Origin of the sequence: Micromonospora chersina, assembly GCF_900091475.1 — a bacterium.
In the GTDB taxonomy this organism is placed as follows: Bacteria; Actinomycetota; Actinomycetes; order Mycobacteriales; family Micromonosporaceae; genus Micromonospora; species Micromonospora chersina.
Genome location: NZ_FMIB01000002.1, coordinates 1,624,682 through 1,650,316, shown reverse-complemented (window position 1 = coordinate 1,650,316; position 25,635 = coordinate 1,624,682). Strand labels below are relative to the sequence as shown.

The 25,635-nt window shown below is 74.9% G+C and carries 22 protein-coding genes and 1 pseudogene; 13 read left to right on the top strand and 10 right to left on the bottom strand.

The features are described from left to right. Positions 1-24: 24 nt before the first annotated feature. Genes GA0070603_RS07640 through GA0070603_RS07625 form a run of 4 tightly spaced genes read left to right on the top strand, consistent with a single transcriptional unit; the run spans position 25 to position 9,773 of the window. Positions 25-978 carry a TauD/TfdA family dioxygenase gene (locus GA0070603_RS07640; RefSeq protein ID WP_091309239.1) on the top strand — a complete coding sequence of 318 codons (954 nt, stop codon included), beginning with the start codon at positions 25-27 and terminating at the stop codon, positions 976-978. A gap of 1 nt (position 979) precedes the next feature. Continuing rightward, positions 980-1,168, top strand: a complete 189-nt coding sequence (locus GA0070603_RS07635) for an MbtH family protein (RefSeq protein ID WP_091309234.1) — start codon at positions 980-982, stop codon at positions 1,166-1,168. Continuing rightward, positions 1,165-4,284, top strand: a complete 3,120-nt coding sequence (locus GA0070603_RS07630; protein ID WP_091309231.1) for a non-ribosomal peptide synthetase — start codon at positions 1,165-1,167, stop codon at positions 4,282-4,284. The genes GA0070603_RS07635 and GA0070603_RS07630 overlap by 4 nt, the downstream gene beginning before the upstream one ends. Next, positions 4,284-9,773, top strand: a complete 5,490-nt coding sequence (locus GA0070603_RS07625; RefSeq protein WP_091309227.1) for a non-ribosomal peptide synthetase/MFS transporter — start codon at positions 4,284-4,286, stop codon at positions 9,771-9,773. Before GA0070603_RS07630 ends, GA0070603_RS07625 begins: the two co-directional genes overlap by 1 nt. Before the next feature lie 40 nt (positions 9,774-9,813). Here the strand turns inward: GA0070603_RS07625 and GA0070603_RS07620 are convergent, their stop codons facing one another. Both GA0070603_RS07620 and GA0070603_RS07615 read right to left on the bottom strand, forming a co-directional pair. After that, positions 9,814-11,049 carry a hypothetical protein gene (locus GA0070603_RS07620; RefSeq protein ID WP_091309223.1) on the bottom strand — a complete coding sequence of 412 codons (1,236 nt, stop codon included), beginning with the start codon at positions 11,047-11,049 and terminating at the stop codon, positions 9,814-9,816. 40 nt (positions 11,050-11,089) lie between these two features. Further along, the gene (locus GA0070603_RS07615; RefSeq protein WP_244282443.1) at positions 11,090-11,608 is read right to left on the bottom strand and encodes an NUDIX hydrolase; all 519 of its coding nucleotides are present in this window, start codon (positions 11,606-11,608) and stop codon (positions 11,090-11,092) included. 55 nt (positions 11,609-11,663) lie between these two features. On the opposite strand from GA0070603_RS07615, the gene GA0070603_RS07610 reads away from it, so the two are divergent. After that, positions 11,664-12,401, top strand: a complete 738-nt coding sequence (locus GA0070603_RS07610) for a class I SAM-dependent methyltransferase (protein WP_167544518.1) — start codon at positions 11,664-11,666, stop codon at positions 12,399-12,401. 37 nt (positions 12,402-12,438) lie between these two features. Here GA0070603_RS07610 and GA0070603_RS07605 read toward each other — a convergent pair whose 3' ends face one another. After that, on the bottom strand, positions 12,439-13,068 hold the full coding sequence (locus GA0070603_RS07605; protein ID WP_091309213.1) for a carboxymuconolactone decarboxylase family protein: 630 nt from the start codon (positions 13,066-13,068) through the stop codon (positions 12,439-12,441). A gap of 97 nt (positions 13,069-13,165) precedes the next feature. After that, positions 13,166-14,200 carry a hypothetical protein gene (locus tag GA0070603_RS07600; RefSeq protein WP_091321680.1) on the bottom strand — a complete coding sequence of 345 codons (1,035 nt, stop codon included), beginning with the start codon at positions 14,198-14,200 and terminating at the stop codon, positions 13,166-13,168. 101 nt (positions 14,201-14,301) lie between these two features. Between GA0070603_RS07600 and GA0070603_RS07595 the strand changes: the two genes are divergently transcribed. Beyond that, positions 14,302-14,796 (top strand): type II toxin-antitoxin system PemK/MazF family toxin, encoded by a 495-nt coding sequence (locus GA0070603_RS07595; RefSeq protein WP_091309209.1) that lies wholly within the window; start codon positions 14,302-14,304, stop codon positions 14,794-14,796. A gap of 57 nt (positions 14,797-14,853) precedes the next feature. Here the strand turns inward: GA0070603_RS07595 and GA0070603_RS07590 are convergent, their stop codons facing one another. Next, a complete protein-coding gene (locus GA0070603_RS07590) occupies positions 14,854-15,489 on the bottom strand; it encodes a GGDEF domain-containing protein (protein ID WP_091309206.1) in 636 nt (211 codons plus the stop codon). A gap of 253 nt (positions 15,490-15,742) precedes the next feature. On the opposite strand from GA0070603_RS07590, the gene GA0070603_RS07585 reads away from it, so the two are divergent. The 5 genes from GA0070603_RS07585 (at position 15,743) to GA0070603_RS07565 (ending at position 19,904) form a co-directional block, all read left to right on the top strand. Then, entirely contained in the window at positions 15,743-15,997 is a 255-nt protein-coding gene (locus GA0070603_RS07585) for a DUF397 domain-containing protein (RefSeq protein WP_091309203.1), read from the top strand. Positions 15,998-16,112: 115 nt separating this feature from the next. Continuing rightward, positions 16,113-17,000 carry a Sco1979 family transcriptional regulator gene (locus GA0070603_RS07580; protein ID WP_091309200.1) on the top strand — a complete coding sequence of 296 codons (888 nt, stop codon included), beginning with the start codon at positions 16,113-16,115 and terminating at the stop codon, positions 16,998-17,000. A gap of 81 nt (positions 17,001-17,081) precedes the next feature. Next, positions 17,082-18,131, top strand: a complete 1,050-nt coding sequence (locus GA0070603_RS07575) for a LacI family DNA-binding transcriptional regulator (RefSeq protein ID WP_091309197.1) — start codon at positions 17,082-17,084, stop codon at positions 18,129-18,131. Positions 18,132-18,133: 2 nt separating this feature from the next. Continuing rightward, positions 18,134-18,337: a hypothetical protein gene (locus GA0070603_RS07570; RefSeq protein ID WP_091309193.1), complete on the top strand. Its 204-nt coding sequence runs from the start codon at positions 18,134-18,136 to the stop codon at positions 18,335-18,337. Between the two features lie 133 nt (positions 18,338-18,470). Next, on the top strand, positions 18,471-19,904 hold the full coding sequence (locus GA0070603_RS07565) for a serine/threonine-protein kinase (protein WP_091321678.1): 1,434 nt from the start codon (positions 18,471-18,473) through the stop codon (positions 19,902-19,904). Between the two features lie 10 nt (positions 19,905-19,914). Here the strand turns inward: GA0070603_RS07565 and GA0070603_RS07560 are convergent, their stop codons facing one another. The 4 genes and pseudogenes from GA0070603_RS07560 to GA0070603_RS07550 form a co-directional block, all read right to left on the bottom strand. Beyond that, positions 19,915-20,532 carry an MOSC domain-containing protein gene (locus GA0070603_RS07560; RefSeq protein WP_208862838.1) on the bottom strand — a complete coding sequence of 206 codons (618 nt, stop codon included), beginning with the start codon at positions 20,530-20,532 and terminating at the stop codon, positions 19,915-19,917. Between the two features lie 115 nt (positions 20,533-20,647). Then, positions 20,648-20,707 (bottom strand): annotated as a pseudogene (locus GA0070603_RS32605) (hypothetical protein); the annotation flags it as partial. A 32-nt stretch (positions 20,708-20,739) separates the two neighbouring features. Then, positions 20,740-21,504: a phosphotransferase gene (locus tag GA0070603_RS07555; RefSeq protein ID WP_091309190.1), complete on the bottom strand. Its 765-nt coding sequence runs from the start codon at positions 21,502-21,504 to the stop codon at positions 20,740-20,742. A gap of 205 nt (positions 21,505-21,709) precedes the next feature. Then, positions 21,710-22,402, bottom strand: coding sequence for a carbon-nitrogen hydrolase family protein (locus GA0070603_RS07550; RefSeq protein ID WP_091309187.1), 693 nt, complete (start codon positions 22,400-22,402; stop codon positions 21,710-21,712). Positions 22,403-22,466: 64 nt separating this feature from the next. Between GA0070603_RS07550 and GA0070603_RS07545 the strand changes: the two genes are divergently transcribed. Together GA0070603_RS07545 and GA0070603_RS07540 are read left to right on the top strand one after the other, a co-directional pair. Next, positions 22,467-23,219 (top strand): DedA family protein, encoded by a 753-nt coding sequence (locus GA0070603_RS07545; RefSeq protein ID WP_091309184.1) that lies wholly within the window; start codon positions 22,467-22,469, stop codon positions 23,217-23,219. Positions 23,220-23,633: 414 nt separating this feature from the next. Next, a complete protein-coding gene (locus tag GA0070603_RS07540; protein WP_091309180.1) occupies positions 23,634-24,209 on the top strand; it encodes a hypothetical protein in 576 nt (191 codons plus the stop codon). Positions 24,210-24,268: 59 nt separating this feature from the next. Here the strand turns inward: GA0070603_RS07540 and GA0070603_RS07535 are convergent, their stop codons facing one another. Further along, the gene (locus GA0070603_RS07535; protein WP_091309176.1) at positions 24,269-25,627 is read right to left on the bottom strand and encodes an alpha/beta hydrolase family protein; all 1,359 of its coding nucleotides are present in this window, start codon (positions 25,625-25,627) and stop codon (positions 24,269-24,271) included. Between the last annotated feature and the right edge of the window lie 8 nt (positions 25,628-25,635).

Below are 25,635 nucleotides of genomic sequence, written 5' to 3'. Positions count from 1 at the left end.
ACGAAGAACAGGAGACACCGCATCATGAGCGACACGATCGCCACGCTTCCGGTGGTCGTCGAGAACGACGGCCGGGCGCTGACCGACCTCATCGGGGCCCGGCGCGCCGAGCTGCGCGCCACCCTCGTCGAGCACGGCGGGCTGCTGTTCCGCGGCTTCGACGTCGGCGGGGTGGACGGCTTCGACGGGGTGGTCCGCGCCCTGTCCGGCGAACCGCTGACCTACACCGAGCGTTCCTCGCCCCGGCACTCCATCAAGGGCCGGGTGTACACCTCGACCGACTACCCGCCGGACGAGGAGATCTTCCTGCACAACGAGAACTCGTACCAGGCGCGCTGGCCGCTGACCCTGTTCTTCTACTGCATCACGGCGCCGGAGACCCAGGGCGCCACCCCGCTCGCCGACGTCCGCCGGGTGTACGAGCTGATCGACCCGGCGGTGCGCGAGGAGTTCGTCCGCCGGCGCTGGATGCTGGTGCGCAACTTCCACGGCGACTTCGGCACCCGCTGGCAGGAGGTGTTCAACACCGAGAACCGGGCCGAGGTCGAGGCGTACGCGGCGGCCAACGGGATCACCGTGGAGTGGGTCGGCAAGGACGGGCTGCGCACCCGGGCGGTGCGGGACGTGGTGCACCACCGGCCCGGCTCGGACACCCCGCGCTGGTTCAACCACGCCACCTTCTTCCACGTGAGCACCCTGCCGGCGGACTACCAGGAAGGGCTGCTGGCGATGTTCGGCGCCGACGGGCTGCCGTCGAACACCTACTACGGCGACGGCGGCGAGATCCCCGCCGACGTCATGGACCACCTGCGCGCCGCCTACCGGGCGGCCACGGTCCGCTTCGACTACCAGCGTGACGACGTGCTGGTGGTGGACAACATGACCGCCGCCCACGGCCGGGAGCCGTTCACCGGCCCCCGCAAGATCGCCGTGGCGATGGCCGAGCCGCACACCCCCGACACCCCTGGAGTGAACTGAGATGGCCGAACCCCGATTCCTGGTCGTCCGCAACGACGAGGAGCAGTACTCGATCTGGTCGGCCGACCGGGACCTCCCCGCCGGTTGGCACGACACCGGCTTCGCCGGCACCCGCGAGGAGTGCCTGTCCCACATCGACACGGTCTGGACCGACATGCGCCCCCGCTCCGTACGCGAGGCCCACTCATGAGCCAGGAGTGGACCTTCCCGGCCTCCTTCGCCCAGGAGCGGGTGTGGATGGCCAACCAGCTCGACGCCGGCTCGCCGGTGTTCAACGTGTCCATCCCGTGGCGCTTCCCCGCCGGCGTCGACGCCGACACGGCCACCGACGTGGTCAACCGGGTGGTGGCCCGGCACGAGGCGCTCCGCACCCACCTGCGGGAGGACGACGGCGCGCTGGTGCAGGTGGTCCGCGCCCACGAGCCCGTACCGCTGCCCACCACCGACCTGCGCCACCTGCCCGAGTCCGAGCGGCTGGCCGCGTTCGAGGAGATCCGGGCCGAGCTGGCCCGCACCCCGATCCCGCTGGACACGCCGCCGCTGTGGCGGGCCCGGCTGGTCCGTATCGACGACTCGTGGGCGCTGGTCTTCGTGGTGCACCACGCCGTCTTCGACAGCCACTCGGCGGTGCTGTTCCACGCCGAGCTCACCGCGTTCTGCGCGGCCGCGCAGACCGGCGCCGAGCCCGCCGTGCCCGAGCTGCCCATCCAGTACGCCGACTTCGCGGTCTGGCAGCGCGACCAGCTCGCCGGGGCGGAACTGGACCGGCAGCTCGCGTTCTGGACCGGGCACCTGGCCGGCGCGCCGCCGGTGACGAACCTGCCGCTGGACCGGCCCCGCCCCGCCCAGCTCGGCTTCGCCGGCGACGAGGTGCGCTTCGACCTGCCCGACGGGCTGCTGGACCGGATCGGCCGGCTGGCCGCCGGTGCGACGGCCACGCCGTACATGGTGCTGCTGGCCGGCTTCGCTGCGCTGCTGTCGCGGATCTCCGGTGACAGCGACGTGGTGGTCGGCGTCTCCACGGCGGGCCGGGACACCCCCGAGCTGGCCCCGCTGATCGGCATGTTCGTCAACCCGGTGGCGCTGCGCTGCGACGTCTCCGGCGACCCGTCCTTCGTGGCGCTGCTCGGCCGCGTCCGCGACGGTCTGGTCGACGCCATGGAACACGGGCAGACCCCGTTCCAGAAGATCGTCGAGGCGGTCGACCCGCAGCGGGACCCGTCGGTGCAGCCGATCTTCCAGACCGCGTTGAACTACATCCCGGACTCCGGCCTCGACCCGGTCGAGCTGGGCACCACGAAGGACGACCTGGCCTTCGACATCACGGCGGGGGAGTGCCGGCTGGTCTACCGGACCGCGCTGTTCGACCGGGCCACCGCCGAGACGGTGGTGCGGCGGTACGTCGCGCTGCTCACTGCCGCCGTGTCCGACCCGGAGCGCACCGTCGCCGCGCTGCCGCTGCTCACCGACGCCGAGCGGGACCTGGTGCTGGGCGCCTGGAACGACACCGCGCACGAGGTGCCGGCGGCCACCGTGGTCGACGAGGTGCAGCGGCAGGCCGCGGCCACCCCGGACGCCACGGCGCTGGTCTGCGACGGCGTGCCGCTCACGTACGCCGAGCTGAACACCGCCGCGAACCGGCTGGCGCGGCTGCTGGTGTCCCGCGGCGCCGGCCCGGAGACCCGGGTGGCGCTCGCCCTGCCCCGCTCCTGCGAGCTGGTGGTGGCGATGCTCGCCGTGCTGAAGTCCGGCGCCGCGTACGTGCCGGTGGACACCGGCTACCCGGCCGGGCGGATCGCCTACCTGCTGGAGGACGCCGCGCCGGCCCTGGTGGTGGCCACCCCGGACACCGCTGCCCTGGTGCCGGGCGACGCGCTGGTCCTCGACGGGGAACTCGGCGCGGACCAGCCCGACGGCGACCTCACCGACGCCGACCGGCGGAGCCCGCTGCGCCCCGGGCACCCGGCGTACGTGCTCTACACCTCCGGCTCGACGGGCCGGCCCAAGGGCGTGGTGGTGGAGCACCGGGCGGTGACCGCCTACCTGGCCTGGGCCCGGCACACCTACCCGGGGCTGGCCGGCGTCGCGCTGCTGCACTCGCCGGTCTCCTTCGACCTCACCGTCACCGGCCTGCTCGGCACCCTCACCGCCGGCGGCACGGTCCGGCTCGCCGCCGTCGACGAGCCGGCCGCGCGGGCCGGTGGCCGGCCGGCCTTCCTCAAGGTCACCCCGAGCCACCTGCCGCTGCTCGACGGCGAGCTGTCGCCCACCGCCGACCTCGTGATCGGCGGCGAGGCGCTGACCGGCGAGCAGCTCGCCGCCTGGCGGGCCGCCCACCCGGACGTGGCGGTGGTCAACGAGTACGGCCCGACCGAGGCCACCGTGGGCTGCGTGGCCGCCCGGATCGCCCCGGGCGAGCCCGTCCCGCCGGGGCCGGTGCCGATCGGCACGCCCACCTGGAACACCCGGGCGCTGCTGCTCGACGCCGCCCTCCAGCCGGTGCCGCCGGGCGTGGTCGGCGAGCTGTACGTCACCGGCGCGCAGCTCGCCCGCGGCTACCACCGCCGTCCCGGCCTCACCGCCGAGCGCTTCCTGCCCTGCCCGTACGGCCCGCCCGGGTCGCGGATGTACGCCACTGGCGACCTGGCCCGCTGGCGGCCGGACGGCAGCCTGGACTACCTGGGCCGCCGGGACGACCAGGTCAAGGTGCGGGGCATGCGGATCGAGCTGGGCGAGGTCGAGGCCGCCCTGCTGGCCCACCCGGACGTCCGGGCGGCCGCCGCGGCGGTGCGCACCGACGGCGGCGAGCCGACCCTTGTCGGCTACCTGGTCGGCCCCGCCCACGAGGACTCGGTCCGCGCCGAGCTGGCCCGGGAACTGCCCGCGCACCTGGTGCCGGCGGCCCTGGTCCGGCTCGACGCGCTGCCGCTGACGCCGAACGGCAAGCTGGACCGGGCCGCGCTGCCCGCACCGGCCGCCGCCGCTCCGGCCGAGGACGCCTACGTGGCGCCGCGCACCGAGGCCGAGTCCCTGGTCGCCGAGGTGTACGCCGAGATCCTCCAGGTGGAGAAGGTCGGCGCCCTGGACGACTTCTTCACCCTCGGCGGCAACTCGCTGCGCGGCATGCGGGCCATGGCCCGGATCCGCGCCGAGGTGGACGTCGACCTGCCCATGCGGGCGCTGTTCAGCAGCCCCGTGGTGGCGGACCTGGCCGCCCAGATCGAGGAGCGGATCGCCGCGGAACTCGACGGGCTCTCCGACAGCGAGGTCGCCGCGCTGCTCGCGGCGGAAGAGGAAAGCAGCTGATGACCGACCTGAAGGACCCGGCCCGCGAGGCGGCCCGGCAGGCGCTGATCGCGAAGCGGTTGCGCGCCCGCCAGGCCGCCCCGGCGGCCCGGATCACCCCCCGGCCCGCCGGCGCCGAGGTGCCGCTGTCGTACGCCCAGGAACGGGTCTGGTTCATGGACCAGCTCGCCCCGGGCGAGGCGGCGTACCACATCGCGGTGCCGCTGCGGGTGCGCGGCCCGCTCGACGTCGAGGCGCTGCGCGCGGCCCTGGCCGCGCTCAGCGCCCGGCACGAGTCGCAGCGCACCCGTTTCCCGGCCGACTCCGACGGCCGCCCCACAGTGGTGGTGGAGGAGTCCGTCGAGGTGCCGCTGACCATCGTGGACGCGCCGGACGAGGCGAGCGCGCAGGCGCTCGTGGACGCGGCCGCCGCCGAACCGTTCGACCTGGCCGACGGGCCGCTGCTGCGGGCCCTGCTGATCCGGCTGGCTGACGATGACCACGTGCTGTTCCTCGGCCAGCACCACATCGTCGGTGACGGCTGGTCGGTGGACGTGCTGCTGCGCGACCTCATCACCCTCTACCGGGGCGGCGAGCCGCCCGCCCTGCCGATCCAGTACGGCGACTTCGCCGTCTGGGAGGCCGAGGAGCTGGACGGCCCGCAGGCCCGGGCGCACGTCGACTACTGGAAGCAGCGCCTCGCCGGGATCACCCCCCTCGAACTGCCGCTGGACCGGCCCCGCCCGGCCACCCAGACCTACCGGGGCGACTTCGTCGAGTTCCAGCTCGACCCGGCGGAGACCGAGGCGCTCAACGCGCTCACCCGGGCCACCGGCGGCACCCTGTTCATGACGCTGCTCGCCGCGTACCAGGTGCTGCTGGCCCGGCACGCCGGCCAGGAGGACTTCGCCGTCGGGGCCTCGGTGGCCGGCCGGTCGGCGCCGGAGCTGGAGAACGTCGTCGGCATGTTCATCAACATGCTGCCGCTGCGCGCCGAGCTGGGCGGCGATCCCACCTTCGTCGAGCTGCTGGAGCGCACCCGGCGCAGCGTGCTGGACGGCTTCGAGCACGCCGAGGTGCCGTTCGCCAAGGTCGTGCACGAGCTGGGGCTGCCCCGCGACGTGAGCCGCTCCCCGGTGTTCCAGACCATGTTCGTGCTCCAGAACTACGAGATGGGCCGGTTCCGCGGGGTGTCCCGCAGCGACGAGGTCAGCTTCGAGTGGACCCCCATGGAACTGCGGGCCACCCGGTTCGACTTCGAGCTGCACGCCGTGGAGACCGTCGACGGGCTCTGGGGCAAGCTGGTCTTCAACACCGACCTGTTCACCCGGGACACCGTCGAGCGGATGGCCCGGCGGTGGACCATCCTGCTGGCCGCCGTCGTGGCCGCGCCGGACACCCCGGTCTCCCGGCTGGAGCTGCTCCCCGCCGACGAGCGGGCGCTGCTGGGCCTGTGGAACGACACGGCCGCGGACTTCCCGCGCGACCAGACGCTGCACGGCCCCGTCGAGGATCGGGCCGCCGCCACCCCGGACGCCGTGGCGGTCACCATCGAGGGCCGCAGCCTCACGTACGCCGAGCTGAACGTCGCGGCCAACCGGATCGCGCACCGGCTGCGCGCCGCCGGCGTCGGCCCGGAGACCCTGGTCGGTGTCTGCGCGGAACGCTCCGTCGAGCTGGTCGCCGGCCTGCTCGGCGTGCTCAAGGCCGGCGGCGCCTACCTGCCGCTGGACCCGGAGTACCCGGCGGACCGGCTCGCCTTCATGGTCACCGACGCGGACGCGCCCGTGGTGCTGGTCCAGGAGCACCTGCGGGACGTGCTGCCGGCCACCGCCGCCACCGTGCTCGCCCTCGACGACGCCACGGTCTGGGCCGACCAGCCGGCGACCGACCCGGCGCCCACCGCCGGCCCGGAACACCTGGCGTACGTCATCTACACCTCCGGCTCCACCGGCCGGCCCAAGGGCGTGCCGAACACCCACCGGGGCATCGTCAACCGGCTCGACTGGATGCAGAAGACGTACGGCCTCGGCGCCGACGACGCGGTGCTCCAGAAGACACCGGCCAGCTTCGACGTCTCGGTCTGGGAGTTCTTCTGGCCGCTGCGCACCGGCGCCCGGCTGGTGCTCGCGAAGCCCGGCGGCCACAAGGACGCCGGCTACCTGCGCGACCTGCTGGTCGCCGAGCGGATCACCACGGCCCACTTCGTGCCGTCCATGCTCACCGTCTTCCTGGCCGAGGAGGGCGTCGAGGCGGCCACCGCGCTGCGCCGGGTGATCTGCTCCGGCGAGGAGCTGCCGCTGGCCTCCGCTGTCGACTTCACGGCCCGGCTGCCCTGGTGCGGCCTGCACAACCTGTACGGCCCGACCGAGGCGGCCATCGACGTCACGGCCTGGCACTGCGACCCGGCCCGGCTGGCGGAGGTGACCGGCGTGCCGATCGGCGCGCCCATCGCCAACCTGCGGTTGCACGTGCTCGACCCAGCCGGCGCGGAGTGCCCGGTCGGGGTCGCGGGGGAGCTGCACATCGGCGGCGTCGGGCTGGCCCGCGGCTACCACCGCCGGCCGGCACTGACCGCCGAGAAGTTCGTGCCCGACGCCTTCTCCGGCGAGCCGGGCGCCCGGCTCTACCGCACCGGCGACCTGGCCCGCTGGGTCGTCGCACCGGACGGCACCGGGGTCATCGAGTTCCTCGGCCGGATCGACCACCAGGTCAAGCTGCGCGGCCTGCGCATCGAGCTGGGTGAGATCGAGAGCGCGCTGCGCGAGCAGCCCGGGGTCACCGAGACCGCGGTGATCGTCCGCGAGGACAGCCCCGGCGACAAGCGGCTCACCGCGTACCTGGTCGGGCCGGCCGAGCACGCGGCGCTGAAGGCGGCGCTCAAGGAGACCCTGCCGGAATACATGGTGCCGGCCGCGTTCGTCACCCTCGACGCGCTGCCGCTGACCCCGAACGGCAAGCTCGACCGCAGGGCGCTGCCCGCGCCCGTGGTCACCCGCGAGGCGTCGGTGGCGCTTGTCGAGCCGCGCGACGACACCGAGCGGGCCCTCGCCGCCATCTGGTCCGAGGTGCTCGGCGTCGACACGCTCGGCATCGACGACGACTTCTTCGACCTGGGCGGGCACTCCATGCTCGCCACCCAGGTGGTCGCGAAGATCCGCAAGGCGGAGCTGGGCGGCCGGGCCGTCGGCGTCATGGACCTGTTCCAGCAGCGGACCATCCGCGAGCTGGGCGCGTACATCTCCGGCGACGCCGCCGAGGCCGGTCCGCGCCGGCTGCTCTACGAGCTGACCAAGCCGATCTCCGCCGCCCAGCGCGTGCTCAGCTACGTCTGCGTCCCGTACGGCGGCGGCAGCGCCATTGTCTACCAGCCCCTCGCCGACGCCCTGCCGGCCGGGCACACGCTGTGGTCCCTGGCCATCCCCGGCCACGACGTCGGCCTCAGCGAGGACGCGCTGCCCTTCGACGAGCTGACCACCCGGGTGGCCGACGAGATCCTGGAGCGCGTCGAGGGCCCGCTGGCCCTCTACGGCCACTGCGGCGTGGGCAGCGCCATCGTGGCCGAAGTGGCCCGCAAGGTCGAGGCGGCCGGGCGGGACCTCGACGCCGTCTACATCGGCGCGATGTTCCCGTTCGCCCGCCCGAAGGGCTTCTTCGCGGCCGCCCGCAACCGCCTCGAACAGCTGCGCAGCAACAAGCACTACGCCAGCTGGCTCAAGTCGATGGGCGTGGACACCGACGAGCTGGACCCGGAGCAGGCCGACCGCATCATCAGCAACATGCGGGCCGACTCCCGCGCCTCGGAGGAGTACTTCACCCGACTGCTCGACCAGCGGGCCACGAAGCTGCGCGCCCCGATCATCTCGGTGGTCGGCTCCGAGGACCCGGTCACCGACTACTACCGCGAGCGGTACGCCGAGTGGCAGTTCCTGAGCGACACCCTCGGGCTGGTCGTGCTCGACCAGGCCGGGCACTTCTTCCTGAAGTACCGCGCCGAGGAACTGGCCGAGATCGTCACCCGGGTGCACCCGGCGGTGGTCGCCGGGGACGTCGCGGACCTCGGCCCGCAGGCGCGGGGCGAGGACGCCGGCTGGGCGGTGCTCGACCGGCTGGCGGTCGGCGCCGCGGAGCGGCCGGCCGCCAAGACGGTCAAGCCCAGCATGGGCCGCTTCCTGGCGATCACCGTGGGGCAGCTCGTCTCCAGCACCGGGTCGGCGCTGACCGCGTTCGCCCTGCCGATCTGGCTGTTCAACCGCACCGGGTCGGTGGCCGACCTCGGCCTGCTCTGGGCGCTCGCGCTGATCTGCGGCGTGTTCATGCTCCCGGTGGCCGGCGCCATCGTGGACCGGGTCAGCCGGCGCCGGATCATGATGCTGGCCAGCTCCGCGGCCGGATCCGTCCAGTTGGTCCTGGCAGCCCTGCTGTGGACCGACAACCTGGTGCTCTGGCACATCTACCTGCTGGTCGCGCTCAGCTCGGTCGCCGGGTCGTTCCAGCGGATCGCGTTCCAGTCGGCGGTGCCGCAGCTCGTGCCGAAGCGCTACCTCGGCCACGCCATGGGCATCACCCAGCTCTCCACCGGTGTGGCCACCCTGCTCATGCCGGTCTTCGCGGCCGGCCTGCTCGCCGCCATCGAGCTGAAGGGCATCCTGCTCATCGACGTGGCCAGCTACGTCGTGGCGGTGCTCACCCTGGCCGTGGTCCGCTTCCCCGACCTGCTCGGCTGGCGGCCCCGGGAACGGCTGCTGGTGGCCATCGCCAACGGCCTGCGCTACTCCTGGCAGCACCGCGGCTTCCGGTTGATGCTCGGCTACTTCGCGCTGGGCAACATCTTCCTCGCCCCCGCGCTGGTGCTCGCCACCCCGCTGGTGCTCTCCTTCGGCAGCCCGACCCAGGTGGCCCAGGTGGCACTGGCCGAGGCGGTCGGCGCGGTGGCCGGCGGCGTGCTCATGTCGCTCTGGGGCGGCCCGCGCAAGCGGCGGATGATCGGCGTGCTCATCGGCAACCTGGGCACCGCGATCGGCTGCGTGCTCATCGGCCTGGACGCCTCGGTGGCGATGATCTGCGTGGGCATGGCATGGCTCGCGATGGCCATGACCACCGCGCAGTCGATCTACGCGACCATCGTGCAGGTCAAGGTGCCGCAGCGCTTCCACGGCCGGGTGTTCAGCCTCAACCAGACCATCGCCTGGTCCACGCTGCCCATCGGGTTCGCGCTGCTCGCGCCGGGCGCCACCGCCCTGTTCGAGCCGATGCTCGCCCCGGGCGGGGCCCTCGCCGGGTCGGTGGGCGCGGTGATCGGCACCGGGCCGGGCCGCGGCATCGGTTTCGCGTACGTCTGCTTCGGGCTGGTCCTGATCCTGATCACCCTGGGCGGCTTCGCGATCCGGCTGCTGCGCCGCTTCGACCTGGAGGTCGAGGACTCCCTGCCCGACGACCTCATCGGCGCGCAGGAGCGGGAACGGCGGCTCGCCGCTCGGGCTGCGGAGCGGGAGAAGGTCGCCGCCTAGGCGGGTGGGGGCCTCCGGCCGCGACCGGAGGCCCCCGCGCTCACCACTGCTCCGGCGGGTCCGCCACCTCGTCCTCGGGCAGCTCCGCCGGCTCGGCCACCCAGGCCGAGTAGACCGGCAGCCCGTGCCACGGACCGCCCGCCTCGTCGGTGGCCACCGCCACCACCGCGTACGGGTGCCCGAACCGCAGCTCCGCGAGCCGGGCGATGCCCTCCGGTGGCAGCCCGGCCGCCATCCCGAAGGCGGTCACCGCGGCGGCCTCGAAGCCGTACCGGCCGAAGCGGGCCACCGCGGACTGCACCGCCTCGAACGGCGGCTCCGCCAGCCCGAGGAGCGCGCCCAGCGCCCGGGCGGCCCCGTCGAAGCCGAACCCGGCCGGAGTCAGGTCGTGCCGGCTCTCCGCCGACCAGCAGGGCAGGACGGCCGAGGCGTGCTCCACCCGGCCGTCCGCGGCGAACGTCCGGGTCGGTTCCTCCCGCAGCGTCCACAGCGGCGTCTCGCCCAGCGGAAGGTCGAACAGCGACCGCCGGCCGGGCTCGACGCCCTCCGGGGCGGTGGCGGCCGTCGCGGCCAGCTCCTGGGCGGCGGCCAGCACGTCCGCGGCCGGCACGTCGGGCGCGGCGGCCACCGACACCACCAGCAGGCCGGCCCCGCCGTCCGCCGGCCGGGCCGGCGCGGCGTGCACCGCGACGTCGCCGGCCCGCTCGGTGGCCCCCACCCAGCAGCGGTGCCCCCACGGCGGGGTCCGCAGCACCCGCCGCAGCCGGCCGGCCCACGCGCTGCCGGCCCCCAGATCGGCGGCCGGCGCCACCTGGAACGGGTCCGCCCACGACACCCGCGTGGCCAGCGCGCTGGCCAGGATGAGCAGGGTGTCCGGTGCGACGGCGAGCGGGAACCGCTCGATCAGGCCGCCGGTGCGCTCCCGGGCCCAGGCGTCCAGCGTCGCCTGGTCCGGCAGCGGGCCGCGCTCGGTGCGGTCCGGCAGGGCGGCCCGCCAGGCGGCCAGTTCCTCGAACGGGGTCCGCTCCCACAGGGCGGTGGCCGCGGCGACGAGCGGGTGCGGCTCGGCGAGCAGCGCGCGGGCCGCCGCGGCGGCGTCGTCCGCGTCGGTGCCGAGCGCCTCGGTGAGGGCGGCCCGGGCCTCGCCGGTGGCGGCCGGGCCGGTCAGCGCGAGCAGCAGCCAGGCGCCCAGCGGCGAGGCGACGTGGTGGGCGTCGCCGGCGGCGCGGTGCAGCCGCTCGGCGTAGTGGGCCAGGGGTGCGTGGAGAGGATTCACCGCTCCACTGTGCCGGTCGGCGTCGCGTCCGGCACGCCGGTCACGACCACAACTCGAACGGCTCGTCGATCTCCTCGCCGGCCAGGAACGCCGGCAGCAGCTCCGGCAGCCGCCCCGGGTAGCAGCGCGGCCGGTCGGCGACCACCTCGGCCACCGGCCACCAGCGGAACCCGAAATAGTCCTCCACCTCGTAGTCCAGCCGGTCCGCCTCGTCCACGTCCGGCCCTGGGCCGGGCAGCCGCACCGCCACCACCACCTCGTCCTGGAGGTGCCGCCGCTGCCGGTGCCGGAAACTGGCCCGCCGCCGCCACGTCGGCGCACCCACCTGGGCCGGCGCGACCACGATGCCGGCCTCCTCGCGCAGCTCCCGCACCGCCGCCTCCAGGTACGTCTCCCCGGGGTCGAGCCCGCCACCGGGCAGTTCCCACCAGGTGCCCAGCACGGGGTGGTCCGGGTCGCGGGTGTGGAACAGCAGCACCCGGTCGGTGTCGTCCAGCACCACGAGCCGGACGGCCGTCCGCTCGAACAGCGGCAGGTCGCGGGGTATCTCCGGATCCACGGCACTCCTCCCGACGGGGCGGCGGCGACCGGCCGGCGCTGCGAGGATGGCGGTCATGTCGCAGCTCTTCGGCGAGGTGGCCGGCGCCTACCACGAGGCCCGCCCAGGCTATCCGGCCGAGATCGTCGCGGCGATCCGGGCATACCATGGCGGACCGCCCGACGCACTGGTCGAGGTGGGCGCCGGAAGCGGCCTGGCCACCGCCACCCTGCTGGGCCTGGGTGCGCCGACGACCTGCGTCGAGCCCGACGTCCGGATGGCCCGGGTGCTGGCCGAACGCTTCCCCCAGGTCGAGGTGGTCACCGCGCCCTTCGAGGAGTGGACCCCGCCGCCCGGCGGTGTGTCCGTGCTGGCCTGCGCCATGGCCTGGCACTGGCTCGACCCGGCCACCCGCAACCGCCGGTCCCACGACGCCCTGCGTCCCGGCGGCACCCTCGCCGTGTTCGGTCACCGCTACGACTACGTCGACCCCGGGCAGCGGGCCGCCATCCGGGCGGCGTTCGAGTCGGTCGACCCGCACCAGCGGAACGACCGACCCGACGGCTGGTTCCACGACGACATCGCCGGCAGTGGCCTCTTCACCGACCTGCGGGTGCCGGTCTTCCGCCGCGACCTGCCGCTGGACACCGCGGCCTACCTGCGGCTGCTCGGCACGTTCTCGCCGCAGCTACGCCGCCCGCCCGCGCTGCGCGACCGCGTGCTCGCCGCGGTCCGCGCGGCGATCGACGGGTTCGGCGGCACCGTCGTCCTCGACCTGCGCACCACCCTCGTCCTGGCCCGCCGCCCCGCCTGACCCGGCCACGCCCGCGCTGCCGGCGCGGGCACGCGCGTCACCCGACGCCACTGTCCCTGGGAGCCGGGGCCGGGTGCGACTGGACCTGGCGGCCGAAGGTGACGGCTTCGCGGACGAGCCGGGGCGCCTTCTCGGCGAGCTGCGGATCCGGGCGTGCCCCCAGCGCGTCGTTGACGGTGGAGAACGCCAGCCGGAACGCGATCAACGTGGTCGCCTCGAAGATCTCCTGGTCACCGAGACCCGCGGCGCGGAGGCGCTCCACGTGGGCCTCGGTCGCGGCATTCGGATCCCGGACGACCTGACGGGACCACGCGGCCAGCGCGTTCTCCCGTTCGGACAGGTCACCGTCGGCGCCGCGCAGCACGTGCGCCGCGGTCGCCTCGTCACTGAGGTCGGCCAGCCGGGCGCCCCAGGCCAGCGCGCAGTAGGCGTCGCCGCGGGCGGCGGCGGTGGCGGCGACAAGCACGGCCACCTCACGGGGCGACAGGCCCGACCCGGCCAGGAGGTCGGCCCGCAGGGCCTGGAAGGACGCCAGCACGTCAGGACGCCAGCACCAGACCCGGGTGAGGTTGTTGACGTAACCGTCGGAGGTGAGGTCGCCCTCGTAGGCGGCAGTCACCGACGGACTCTGCGGCGGATCGGCGAGGAACGCGGCCGGAGGGTTCATGGGGGTCAGTGTGCGGTGCCGGGCGGGCGCCCGGAGACGGATCAACGACAGCCCGGTAGTCACCTTGTCGTCCCGTGGCCCCGGACGTCGGCGAGCCTCACCCTTCGGGGTCGTGCAGTGACGTCGGGGACAACAGCGGCTGGAGCAGGGCGTCATTCCTGATCTCCGGCGACCTCCGGGCCACCCCCGCGAGGAGGTCGGCGACCTGGACCCGTGGATCGTCGCGGGAGTCGACCATCACGAGCCCGGCCAGGGGCGACACGCCGGCCGGCAACGCCCCGACCGTGGCGGCCGCTGGCGCGGTGCCGTCATCGGCCAGCGCCCGCTGGAGACGCGTCAACCGGTCGGCCGTGAGGGCGCTCTGCTCGTCGTGGACCACCAGCACCTGCCGCCGTCCGCCGCTCCAGGTCAGGACCGTCTCCGCCAGCGCCGGCAGCAGCGGTTCCAGCGGTGGCGGGATCGACCGGTCCTCGTTGTCGAGCCTGGTCACCACGGACCACACGTGGGCCGTGCTGAGCCCGTCGAGGACGGCCTCGGCCCGGGTGCCCAGGCCGGTTCGTGCCAGCGCGTCCCGGGCGTCGAAGAACCGCTGCACGATCCGGTGGTCCGGTTGCCGGCGCTTGGTCCGGACCAGGTCGACGAAGGCCGCCAGGAAGACGTCCCACTGGCTTCCGGCCGCGCGCCCGGCCCGGTACAGGGCGAGAGCGGCCGGCCGGTGCTCCTGCGCCAGGCGGGTGCCGGCCGCGTACGACGGCTCGGTCAGCAGCAGGTCGACGATCCGGGTGACGAGGAAGAACTCCTTGTCGACCAGGTGGACGGACGCGCGGCCCCACAGCGCCCCCAGGAACCACTCCAGCGCCTCGGCCGCGCCCGGACCGCGGAGGAACTGCCCGGACTTGAACTCGTGGGGTGCGAACCGGAACCCGGAGCGCAGCGCGGTGATCAGCCCGACGGCCTCGTCCACGCCCAGGTCGACGCTCGCGTGCGTGATGACGGGGGCGGTCGAGTGGAGCAGGTTGGTGCCCGAGAATCCGGACTCGTCACAGGCGATCTCCACCACCGGGCCGACCACCGCGCCGATCGGCGGGAGCCCGCCCTGGAGCGGCGTCCGCACACCGGGATCCCCCACCATGCCGGCCATGGTCACCCGCGCGCCACCGTCGGACAACCCAATTGCTGCCCTGGGTCCTCCCCGCCGCGCGCCCGGGTGGGACCCGGATTAGGCTGCCCGCCGTGGCAGGTCTGTTGAGGAACGTGGCGTCCCGGCTCGGCCGGATCGCCGGGGGCGCGGCCGCGCCCACCCGTACCGCCCGGCCGATTCCGGCCCAGGTCGCCCGGCGCCGCCAGGTCACCGCGTTGCAGCGGCGCGAGCTGGCGTACGCGCCGGAGCTGGACGGGCAGGCCGACCCCGGCGAGATCGTCTGGACCTGGGTGCCGTACGAGGACGACCCCCGCCAGGGCAAGGACCGTCCGGTGCTGGTGGTGGGCCGGCAGAGCCGCACGCTGTTCGGGCTCATGCTGTCCAGCCAGAGCGACCGCGACGGCCAGCGGCACTGGCTGGCGCTGGGCCCGGGGGAGTGGGACCGGGACCAGCGGCCGAGCTGGGTCCGCCTGGACCGGGTGCTCACCATGCGCGAGGACAGCATCCGCCGCGAGGGCGCGGTGCTGGACCGGCGCCGGTTCGACCGGGTGGGCCAGGCGCTGCGGGCCGGCTACGGCTGGCGCTGACCAGCGCCCGGTCACGGTCGGGGCACAGGCTGCGACTCCGGTGACCGGCCGGCCGGCTCAGCACTCGGCGACGAGCTGGCGGGCCGCGCGGGCCGCGCCGACCGTCTTCGCCTGGTACATCGCCGCGTCGGCCCGGCACAGCGCGTCGGTGAGCTGGGTCGGGCCGTGCACCGGGGCGAGCCCGACCGAGGCGGTCACCCGGATGCTGCGGGCGCCCAGCGGGATCGGCGCGGCGAGCGCCTCGCAGAGCCGGCGGGTGGCGTGCTCGATCCAGCGCCGGTCCACCGTCGGGCTGACCAGCAGGCCGGCGAACTCGTCGCCGCCCAGCCGGGCGACGAGGTTGTCCCCGGCGAACGCGGCGAGCCGTTGCGCCACGCTGACCAGCACCTGGTCGCCCGCGGCGTGCCCGTAGCGGTCGTTTACCTGCTTGAAGTCGTCGAGGTCCAGCACGATGGCCACGAGCGGCTTGCCGGCGGCGTCGGTGAGCAGGGTGGCGGCGAGCCGGAAGAAGGCCCGCCGGTTCGGCAGACCGGTGAGCGGGTCGTGGCTGGCGGCGTGCCGCTCGGCCTCCAGCTCGGCCTGGAGCAGCTGGATCTCGGCCTCGGCGCGGACGGCCCGGCGGCGCAGTTGCCAGGCGGAGGCCAGGGCGCCGATCGCGGAGATGCCGGAGGCGACGGTCATCGGATCCGGCACGCGCCCTCCCTCACCGCAGTCCACGGGCCGCGCCGGACGGCGTCGGCCGGGATGTTCGCCCTGCTCGCAACCGGGATCCGGGTAACCGAGCGTGAACGTCCGGGTACACCGCACTGTGCAGTATCATGCTCGCTGTCCATTGCAGATGCAATAGCAGATGCACGTGCATCTCCGTCTACAGTCGACAGCACCCCGTCGCCACCCACCGCTCCTCCCCGCGGCATCGGCTGGCTCTCCCGCGAAGGACGCCCCCATGCAGCAGCCGCCGAACGGCGTACCCACCACCGACCTGCCGCCGGTGCGGTGGCTCAAGAGCCGGCGCAGCAACCCGAGCGGCAACTGCGTCGAGCTGGCCGAGCTGCCCGACGGCGGCGGCATCGCGGTACGCAACTCCCGGCACCCGGAGGGCCCGGCGCTCATCTACACGGTCGACGAGATCGCCGCGTTCGTGCTGGGTGCCCGCGACGGCGACTTCGACCACCTGATCGCCCGGTCGCCGTCCCGCTGACGGGACCGAATCCTCCGTCCGGGGGAGTACCCATCACTGTCGGTCCATGACATGCTTACTCCTCGGCCGGGCTGGGGCGTCCGGTCAGGACAGTCGGCATGCGAAGGACGGCCAGGTGACGACGGTGCCCGTCGAGGGAGGCCCGACCAGCGGCCCGACCGTGCTGCGCATGCTGCTCGGGGCGCAGCTGCGCCGGCTCCGCGAGGCCGCCGGGGTGAGCCGGGAGAGCGCCGGCTGGGAGATCCGCTCCTCCGAATCCAAGATCAGCCGGATGGAGCTCGGCCGGGTCGGTTTCAAGGAACGCGACGTCGCCGACCTGCTCACCCTCTACGGCGTCACCGCGCCCGACGAGCGGGCGGCGCTGCTCACGCTCGCCCGCGACGCGAACAGCCCCGGCTGGTGGCACCGCTACGGTGACGTGCTGCCCGGCTGGTTCCAGTCCTACCTGGGGCTCGAGGCCGCCGCCGCGCTGATCCGCACGTACGAGGTGCAGTTCGTCCCGGGCCTGCTCCAGACCCCCGCGTACGCCCGGGCGGTGATCCTGCTGGGCCACCGCGGCGCCCCGCCGGCGGAGGTCGAGCGGCGGGTGAGCCTGCGGATGGAACGCCAGGAGCTGCTGCGCCGCAGCGACCCGCCGCAGCTCTGGGCGGTGGTCGACGAGGCCGCCCTGCGCCGGCCCGTCGGTGGCCGCGAGGTGATGCGCGGGCAGTTGGACGCGCTGATCGAGGCGAGCGGCGCGCCACACGTCCGGCTGCAGATCGTCCCCTTCGACGCCGGCGGGCACGCCGCGGCGGGTGGCGCCTTCAGCATCCTGCGCTTCGGCGACCAGGACCTGCCGGACATCGTCTACATCGAGCAGTTGACGAGCGCGGTCTACCTCGACCGGCGCGACGACCTCGACCACTACGCGGGGGCCATGGACCGGCTCTGCGGCGAGGCCGCGCCGCCGGAGCGCACCCCCGAGCTGCTGGCCCGGATCCGGGACGAGCTGTACCCCGCCTGACCGTCTCCCGTTGACTCCCGCCGATCGCCGGAGTAGCTTCTGAATCGATACAGCACTGAATCGATCCAGAAGGGCAGACCGGTGGCGAAGCCGACCCTGCAGGACGTCGCGAACGCGGTGGGCGTGTCCCGCAGCACCGTCTCCAACGCCTACAGCCGGCCGGACCAGCTCTCCGCGACGCTGCGGGCGAAGATCCTCGACGCCGCTCGCCGCCTCGGCTACCCGGGCCCCGACCCGACCGCCCGCTCGCTGCGCCGCGGCTTCGTGGGCGCGATCGGCGTCCTGTTCACCTCCGACCTCTCCTACGCGTTCACCGACCCGTTCGCCGTGCGCTTCCTCGCCGGCGTCGGCCAGGCCGCCGAGCGGCACGGCACCAGCCTGCTGCTGGTGCCGCTGTCCGGCGACCGCGACCGGACGCGGGCCGCCGTCGAGAACGCCGCGGTCGACGGGTTCTGCGTCTACTGCGTCGGCGACGAGGAGCACGTGCTCGCCGCGATCCGCGACCGTGGGCTGCCCCTCGTCACCACCGCACCCGGCGCCGCCGGCCCGGCCGACCGCTTCGTCGGCATCGACGAGCGGGCCGCCGCCCGGTCCGTCGCCGCGCACGTCGCCGGCCTCGGGCACCGGCGGGTGGCCCTGCTCGGCGACACCGTGCTGCCCGACGCGCCGTCGGGGCCCCTGCGGCTCGCGGACCCACGCGACGCGCCCCGACCCACCACCCGCGACCGGCTCGCCGGCTTCGCCGACGCGTTCGCCGCCGTCGGCGTCCCGTGGCCGGCCATCACCGTGCTCAACGCCACCGGCAACAGCCGGGCGGCGGCCGCCGCGGCCGTCGCACCGGCGCTGGCCGGCGACGACCCGCCCACGGCCGTGCTGGCCTGCTCCGACGTGCTGGCGCTCGGAGTGCTCGACGCGGCCGGCCCGGACTCCGGCCTCTCGGTCACCGGCTTCGACGACGTCGCCGAGGCCGCCGCCGCGGGGCTGACCACCGTCCGGCAACCGGCCGAGGACAAGGGCCGGCTCGCCGCCGCACTGCTGCTGGAGCCGCCGGCCGACCCGGCCGACGGCCAGCTCCTGCTCCCCACCGAACTTGTCGTCCGGACCTCCACCGGTCCCGTCCCCAGGAGTTGACCATGGAACACTCCACCGGCTTCGTCCTTGCCGTCGACGCCGTCACCCGGCACGTGAACTCCGCCCGCCCCGACGCCCCGGTCCGCACCGACCGGCCCCGGCAGCCGCGGCTGGCGCCCACCCGGCTGGCCGCCGCGGCGGCGCTGCGCCGCCTCGCCGACCGGATGGAGCCCCGCCCCGCGCGGGTGCCCACCTGCCAGTCCTGACCCCGGTCGGCGGCCCGTCCGGGTGGCCGGCGCCACCCGGACGGCACCCCGTTCGACCCGGAACCGCCCGAACGGCGCGGAACCCGGCACCGGGTTGGTGGGGCGCCCCACCGGCCAGGCACACTGGACCACCATGTCGCCGTTCACGCCCTCGCTCCGGCTGCACGATCGGTACGTCCTGCGCGAGCGCATCGGGCTCGGCGGGATGTCCGAGGTGTGGCGCGCCGACGACGAGGTCCTGCACCGCCCCGTCGCGGTCAAGGCCCTCGCCACGCAGCTCGCCGCCGACCCGCAGCTCCGCGCCACCATCCAGCGCGAGGCCCGCGCGGCGGCGCGGCTCACCCACCCGCACGTCACCCAGGTGTACGACTACGGCGAGGCCACCCTGCCCGACGGCTCGGTCGCGCCCTACCTCGTCATGGAGCTGGTCGAGGGGCGCACCCTCGCCGACCGGCTGACCGGCGGGCCGCTCGCCTGGCCGGAGGCCGTCCGGCTGGCCGGGCAGATCGCCGCCGCCCTCGCCGCCGCGCACCGGATCGGCGTGGTGCACCGCGACATCAAGCCCGGCAACGTGATGCTCACCGAGACCGGCGCGAAGGTGCTCGACTTCGGCATCGCCACGCTGGCCGGCCCCCACCACCCCCTCGCGGGGCAGACCGGTGAGCTGCTCATGGGCACCCCGGCGTACTTCGCGCCGGAGCGGATGACCCCCGGCCCGGCCAACCCGGCCAGCGACGTGTACGCCCTCGGCGCCCTGCTCTACCGCACCCTCACGGGGCGCGCCCCGCTGCCCGTGCAGACCTGGGACGACGTGCTCGATGTCCAGGCCCACCGGCCCCCGGTGCCGCCGCTGCGCGTCCCCGGGCTGCCCGCCGACATCGCCGACCTCACCCTGGCCTGCCTGGCCGTGGACCCGGTGCGGCGGCCCACCGCCGCCCAGCTCGCCACCCGGCTCGGCGCCGGCCAACCGGCCGACCCGCCGACCGCGATCCTGCCCACGGTGGCCCGCCCCGAGCACCCGCCGACGCTTGTCGAGCGGGCCCCCCGCCCGGTCCCACCACCGCCCGTGGGGCCGGCCACCCGGTCGAACCGGCTCATCGGGGCACTCGTGGCCGCCGGGGTGGTGCTGCTGCTCGCCCTGGCCGGCACGCTGCTGCTCGGCGACAACTCCGACACCCCGGCGGGCACCGGGCCGGTCGCCGGCCCGTCGACCGGCACGGCGCCGGCGGAGGAACCGACCCCGTCCGAGCCGGCCACCTCCGGCCCGGCCAGCACCCTGCCGGCGCCGGTCACCCTGCGCCAGCTCGCCGCGCAGTTCGCCGACGTGGTCGACCAGGCCGTGGCGGACGGGCGCATCGACCGCAAGACCGCGAACGACCTGCGCGAGAAGGCCGCCGAGCTGGACCGCGGCAAGCCGAGGGACCGCGCCAAGCGGGTCGAGGACCTGCGCGAGCGGATCGGCGACCTGGCCGACGACGGCAAGCTCGACGAGGCCACGGCCGGCGCCCTCCAGAACCTGCTCGACGCGTACGCGGTGCTGCGCGTCGGCGGCCGCGACGAGGGCTGAGCCCGCCGGCTCACGCCAGCCGCACCGGGTCGCCCGCCCGCACCCGCCCCGCCCGGACCACCTGGGCGTACGCACCGACGCAGGGCTGCGGCGCCAGGCCGTCCAGCGGCACCACCCGGTTCAGCCGGGCCGGCACGCGCAGCGCCTCCGGGTCGCGGGGGAGCCGACCGTGCGCCAGGGTCGGCACCGCGCAGCGGGGCGTGCGGGCCACCACCCGCAGCACCACGTCGGCGCCGATCCGCAGCTCCCGGCCCAGCCAGTCGTTCTCCTCGAACCCCGGGCCGGCGGTGTCCAGCACCAGGTTCGGCCGGTATCGCACCGGGTCCACCACCCCCGATGGCAGCTCCGCCCCGATCCGCCGCAGCGTCGCCGTGGTCACCAGGTGCACCGGGGCGAAGTCGACGAAGCCGCCGGGCGGCGCGGCCGCCCCGAGCCGCCCCTCGTCGACCGGCACCGGCACCGCCACCCCCGCGGCGAGCACCTCCTCGGGGCGGGACCGTTCGAGCACCGCGTCCGGCGGCGGCGTGTCGACCAGGGTCACCGGCTCGCCGAGCACCTCGGAGAGGACGGCGTCCACGCCCTCGTCGCCGGCCGCCACGCTGCGGCCGTCGGGCAGCGCGATCCGCACGACGCCGTCGGCGCCGGTGGGCCCGCAGCGTGGTAAACGCCCGCCACCGGTACGGGTTCTTCGCGCTCGCCACCCGCCCGGTCTCCCGGTGCAGCAGGGCCAGCCGCCGGTCCCCGGCCAGGCCGGCCGCGTCCACCACCACCGCGTCCAGCTCCTCGCCCAGCAGCGACTTCACCGGATAACGCCGGATGCCCACCACATGCCCGCTCACCGGCCGCGACCTGCCCGGACCGTCGCCTCGACCAGGGCAGCCGCCTCGGGCAGCCGGGCGGCCTCGATCGGCCCCAACCCGGACCGCCGGGCAACGGCCGCCGCCACCGGCGCCAGGGGTCCCGCCTCGGCCACGTACGCCGGCAGCAGCTCACCGGCCGCGGCCCGCAACGGAAGGGCGGGGTCCACGGCCGCCTCCGCGATGATCAGCGCGGTCAACGCCCGGTCCAGCGCGGGCGGCCCCTCGGCGGCGGTGGCCCAGTCGATGACGACCGGCCCGGTCCGGGTGAGGAGCACGTTCTCCGTGTGCAGGTCGAGGTGCAGGAGCCGGACCGCCGGGTCGGCCGACCGGGGAGCGGGCAACGAGTGCAGCCGGTTGTGCAGGTCGACGAGCAGACGCGCCATCACGGGCAGCGTCACGTCGCCCGCGACGAACGCCTCGACCAGGGTCGGGCCGGCGACCCGTTCGAGCACCAGGTCCGGACCGTCGGCGTGGTGCACCCTCGGCACCGGGTAGCCGGCGGTGTGCAGGTGTCGCATCACCTCGGCCTCCCCGCGCACGTCGCCGCCGGCCCGGTACCGGCGCAGCACCCGGTCGCCGTCCAGCGCGTAGACGTCGGCGGTCCGGCCCGAGGCGAGCGGCGCCGTCGTCGGGGTACGCCGCACGGTCACCGGCCCGCCGGTCTCCCCGGCCGGCGCCGGCAACCCGGCGACCTCGCGGTCCACCCCGTGCGGTCCGCGGTCCAAGTCGGCGCCCGTCATCGGCCTCTCACCTCCCGCCCGGGTACGAACACCCCGCCGGCCGCGCTGCCCGCGCGGATTTGACCACCGCGCCGGCCGCGCTGCCCGCGCGGATTTGACCACCGCGCCGGGCGCGCTGCCCGCAGGGATCGGCCGGGCGGCGGACTCGGGGCCGGCGGCCCGTCGCCCCACCGTAGGCGACCGGTCCGACGCCGGCTGCCCCTCCTCAGAGGAGGGTCGCCGTGACGACCTCCCCGACGGCCGTCCCGGCCCGGACGACCGTGAGCCCGGCCGGCGACCAGACGCCGGAACCGCCGGCCGCCCGCGCGTAGCCACCGCCGGTGGCCCCCGCGAAGCTGGCCACCGCCACCCACACCCCGTGGGCGGTGGCGATCCGGCGCGCGCGTTCCTCGGGGACCGCCGCGTCGTCGTCCGACTCCAGCACGCCGGCCAGGTAGGCGTCCGCGCCCCGGGCCACCGTGGCCTCGGCGTGCGCCGGGACGCCGGTGTCCCGGCACACCGCCAGGCCCAGCCGCCAACCGTCCACCTCGAGCACCGCCGGCTCCGGCCCCGGCCGGAAGTGCCGCGGCTCCGCGCCACCCAGCCACATCTTCCGGTACGCGACCCGCGCGCCGTCCCCGTCCACCGCGAGGACCGCGATGTGCCGCCCGGCCACCGGCGCGCCGGCCAACGCCAGCGCACCGGTGTCGGCGCAGGCCGCCACCAGTGGGGCGAGCCGGGCGTCGGCCGGGTCCAGCGGCGCGGCGTCCAGTTCGTAGCCGGTGAGCGACAGCTCGGGAAAGACCACCACCCGCGCCCCGGCGGCCCGGACCGCGGCGGCGTGCCGCTCGGCGTTGCCGGCGACGTCGTGCGAGCGGCAGAGCGGCTGGGCGACCGCGAGACGCAGGGGCGTACGCATGCCCGCAGGGTAGTGGGCCCCGGTTTCCGTGGTCGCCGACCGGGTCGCCTCGTAACGTTGTCGGATGATCGGAAACGCACAGCTCCTCGTCGGTCCCCGTGTCGCGGCTCCACGGGCCGCGGAACCGGCCGGCGAAGGACCCGTCGGCTGGGTCACCGGCCTGGTCGAACGGCTCGGCGGCCCGGGCGCCGGTCTCGCGGTGGCCCTGGAGAACCTCTTCCCGCCCATCCCCAGCGAGGTGATCCTGCCGCTGGCCGGATTCACCGCCAGCCAGGGGCGGATGAGCCTGGCCGGGGCCATCGCGTGGACCACCCTCGGTTCGGTGCTGGGCGCGCTGGCCCTCTACTACGTCGGCGCGGCCCTCGGCCGGGACCGGATGCGCGCCCTCGCGGGCCGGCTGCCGCTGGTCAAGCTGGAGGACGTCGACCGCACCGAGGCGTGGTTCCTCCGGCACGGCGTCAAAGCCGTGTTCTTCGGCCGGATGATTCCGATCTTCCGAAGTCTCATCTCCATCCCGGCCGGCGTGGAACGGATGCCCGTACCGGTCTTCCTGCTCTACACCTCGCTGGGCAGCCTCATCTGGAACAGCGCCTTCGTGCTCGCCGGATACCTGCTCGGCGAGAACTGGCACGTCGTCGAGGCGTACGTCGGGACGCTGCAGAACGTGGTCATCGTGGTCTGCGTGGGCGCGGTCGGCTGGTTCGTGGTGAGCCGCGTACGCCGCGCGCGCCGTCCGCGTCCCGCCCCGGCCGAGCCGCCCCGCGGCACCCTCTACCGGGGCGGCTGGTGGGTCCCCGAGGAGCGCGACGACCACTGAGCCGCCGCACCCGTCCTGAACCGTGGGGTGAATGTCCGGTCCCCGCCCCCACCTCAGGCATGAGTGGAACGCCATGGGTTTCACCGACGCCCGGATACACCCATGGCGTTCCACCGACGGGTGTCGGCTGGGCGGGATGTCCGGTTCGGGGGTGGCCCGGCGGCGGAATGGCGGGCGGGTGGGCGTCGTTGTATCCCCGTGAACGATCGAGGAAGGCGCCCCGCCCAGCGGGGTGGCAGGCCCCCGGAATGATGGTGGGCCGGCGGTCGTTGTACATGGTCCCGGCGCGACGAAGAGGCCCCGCCCCGCACGCCGGATCCCCCCAAGACTTTCCCCTTTTGAGCGCCTGACGGTGCTTGCGCGCCGCCGACCTCCCCCGTCGGCGTGTGCGCCAACCCCCCAAGGAGCTTTGTCATGAACACGATGCTGCGGAAGAGCGTTCTCGGTATTGCTGGTCTGGCCTTCACCGGCGGCATCTTCGCCGGTCCGATCGCCGCTCACGCCGCCGAGCCGGTGCAGGGCAGCAAGCCGGTCGCGGTGAGCGTGCAGGGTGACAAGCTGATCCCGCACGGTGTGCAGGGCGCGCAGTCGAAGATCGACCTGAACGGCGAGCAGCTGGCCAACGCCAAGGCGATCATCGCCGCGACGAAGAAGGCCGGTCTGCCGGAGCGGGCGGCGGTCATCTCGATCGCCACGTCGCTGCAGGAGTCGAAGCTGGAGAACCTGGGTCACCTCGGCGACCGCAACGACCATGACTCGCTGGGTCTGTTCCAGCAGCGCCCGTCCTCGGGTTGGGGCACGCCGGAGCAGATCACCGACCCGGAGTACTCGACGCTGGCGTTCCTGAAGGGTCTGAAGCAGGTTGACGGGTGGCAGGACATGCCGCTGACCGAGGCCGCCCAGACCGTGCAGGTGTCGGCCTACCCGGATGCGTACGCGCAGTGGGAGCAGCAGGCCGCCGACATCGTCGCCCACAACTGGAACAGCTGACACACGCACGAAGGCCGGCACCCCGAGCGGGTGCCGGCCTTCGGCGTCTCACGGACCGGTCAGCAGGGCGGGTACAGGCGACGCGTCCCCGAGCCGGCGGCCCAGGCGGCCGGGTCGCTGAACCGGCAGCCGAAGTCCGGCGCCGCCACCGCCTTTCGGTCGGTCACCGCGTCGCCGGCCGGGCGCTGGCCGGTGCGTACCCAGGAAACCAGGTCGTCCCAGGCGGCGCCGGCCTCGGCCGGGCTGAACTCGCAGTGCTGCGCGGCCCGGACCGCCCGCTGCACGACCAGCCGGCTGCGGCCGTGCCACGCCGCGTCGCGGGCGTACGCCTGCTCCATGCTGAACGGCACGAAGAGGTCGCCGAGGTCGTGCAGGCTGAGCACCGGCACGGTCGGCCGGCCGCTGATCCGCGGCACCTCGGTCAGGGTCGGGGAGAGGCGCTGCCGCAGGTTCTCCGGGGCGACCCGCTGCACCGTGGCGTTGACGTTCACCGGGCTGTTCGGGGAGTAGCGGGTGAGCAGGTTCGTGGCGAGCTGGCCGGGCCGCTGGGCGGGGGAGTCGCCGCCGTCGGTGGTGGCGATGCTGAACAGGAAGTCCTTCCACACCGCGAAGGCGGCGTCGGCGCCGGGCCGCGGGCCGCCGGAGCGCTCGACGGTGATGGCCCGCAGTTGCTTGCCGAGGTCGTTCGTGGTGTCCGGGCCGCCCGGCTTCAGCCCGACCAGCCCGAGCGCCACCTGGATCCGCGGGACGGCGTTGGTCAGGTAGTCGTCCGGCGTCGGGTACGCGGGCACCCCGGCGAGGGCCTGCGCGACCAGGTTGTAGTCGAGGAAGAAGTCGAACAGCTCGTGGTCGCCGAGCACACCGCACATCGGCAGCGCGCCGTCGTAGTAACCGGGGTACTGCTCCAGCGAGCGGCCGATGATGTGCCCGCCCATGGAGACGCCCGCGATGTACACACGCTTCGGCCGCTTCACCGTGTTGGCGAAGAAGTCGGCAAGCGCCCGGGTGCCGAGCACGCCGGAGCGGATGTCGTAGCCGTTGCGGTCGTACGAGGACGACGCCCACGCGTACCCCTGCGCCAGCAGCCGCTGCCGCAGGTCGTAGCCGGGCGGCTCGGGCGAGAGCACGGTGCCCTGGCCGCGATAGCCGTGCGCCCACATCACGAGCTCGCCGTTCCACCGGGCGGGGGTCTCGATCACGTAGCCGGCGTGCTCGTGCACGCCCTGCCGGACGGTGGTGGCGGCGCCGTCGATCACCAGCGGCGCGAGCGGCGGGTTGCTGATGGTGTAGCCGGGCAGCGGCTCGCCGCCGTCGTCCGCCGCGAGGGCGGGCGCGGCGCCGGCGAGTCCGACCGTGAGGGTGAGGGCCGCGCCGGCGGCGAGCAGCCGGCGCAGGAGGCGGGTGGATGAGGTCAGCATCGTTGCTC